This is a genomic window from Paraburkholderia sp., from assembly GCF_004298475.1.
GTDB lineage: Bacteria > Pseudomonadota > Gammaproteobacteria > Burkholderiales > Burkholderiaceae > Paraburkholderia > Paraburkholderia denitrificans.
Map to the genome: position 1 here is coordinate 1 of NZ_SCRP01000004.1, position 1523 is coordinate 1523.

The 1523-nt window shown below is 62.0% G+C and carries 2 protein-coding genes; both read right to left on the bottom strand.

All coding sequences use genetic code 11. From position 1 onward, the window contains the following. Window positions 1-304: 304 nt before the first annotated feature. Window positions 305-445, bottom strand: a complete 141-nt coding sequence (locus EPN59_RS02695; protein WP_293045489.1) for a hypothetical protein — start codon at window positions 443-445, stop codon at window positions 305-307. Between the two features lie 262 nt (window positions 446-707). Continuing rightward, on the bottom strand, window positions 708-1523 hold an 816-nt coding region (locus EPN59_RS02700; protein WP_293045492.1), incomplete at its 5' end, for an NHL repeat-containing protein.

The window sequence follows — 1523 nt, forward strand, 5'->3', positions numbered from 1 at the left end:
ACCAGGGGAGCGAACAATGCACGGCATGATGGACCGAATGATGGGGGGCGGAATGATGTGGGGCGTGGGGCTTTTCTGGCTCCTGATTCTCGTAGTGCTGGTACTCGCTGCCGGGGCGCTCATTAAATACCTGTTCTTCGGCGACAGGCGGAAGTGACGTTTAAGCGCGTCTCAGTCGTCGCGAGGCGCTTAACGATATAGTCGACGTAGCCTCCGCAGCCTCCGCAGATCGGCCTCGTCATTGGCGAGTCCGGCAGAAATCGGCCTGCCCGCGATCATTCACGTCCTTGTGAAGAACGCGTGTTCATTGAACAATCGCGTCGGTTGCCGCGATCTGCGCGGCGCACGAGACCGCCCAGCCCAGCGCCAGCAGCATGGAGACGGTAAGCAGAGGGTTGCGACGTCTGGCAAACAGACTTTGCAGATTCCGCCAGAAGGGATGCATTCGTTATCCTATACGTTCGCCGGCTAAGGTGTCTCTTTGCGCGAGCGATCCTTCTTTCGTTCGCGTTGACTTATCGAGCAGCCTTCAGCGCTCGCACCCGGTCACGGCCAATCGGTCCAACGACTCCTTTGCTGCCTTGGTGCATATGAGGCGTCCTCAGCGACCGGCGAAAGCTCGATATCCGTTCATTGAACGAGCCTTCCATAAGCGTGGCAATCGGACGCCCGACATTGTTCTGCGCGGTTGCTGCCACCAGTCCGCTTCAAGGCGCGCGCCACTTCTCCACGCGAGCGTTGAGAAAATCCGTGGTAAAGATCGACCCGTCGTCGGCGACCGCCACGCCGATCGCCGAGCGGAATTCGCCCGGCCCGCGCCCCTTGTGGCCGAACGCCGTGAGGAAGCGGCCGTCGGCCGTGAACTTCTGGATCCGGTCGTTGTGAAAATCGGCGGCGAGCACGTTGCCGGCCGGATCGAACGCAAGCGCCGTCACAGTGATGAACCAGCCATTGAACGGACCATAAATGCCGTAGGCCAGCGGCCCGCCCCATTTGCGCACGAAGCGGCCCTGCCCATCGAACTCCTGGATGCGATTGCCGTAGCCGTCGGCGACGTAGAGATCGCCGGCACGATCCAACGTCACGTCGGTCGGGTAGATGAACCGGCCCGCGCCATGTCCGGTGCGTCCCGTCGTGCCCCATTGCCGAATGAACGTGCCGTCGGGGCGCAGTTGCTGAACGCGCTGATTATAAAAGTCGGCGACGAAGAGATCGCCGTTCGGGGCGACGGCAACCCCCACAGGCGCCCTGAATTCGCCCGGTCCTTGCCCCTCATGGCCGATCACACGCAGCGGCGTGCCGTCGAGGCGAAATACCTGGATGCGGTCGTTGAAGTATTCCGGCACGTAGAGTTCGCCGTCGTGGACGGTCAGGTTCATCGGCCGGGCGAGCTGGCCGAGACTGTCGCCAGGCGTGCCGAACTGGCGCTTGAAATGGCCGTCGAGATCGAACACCTCGATGCGGTTATTGCGCGAATCGGCGACGAATACTTCGTTGCCCGCCACCGCGATGCCGGTCGGATC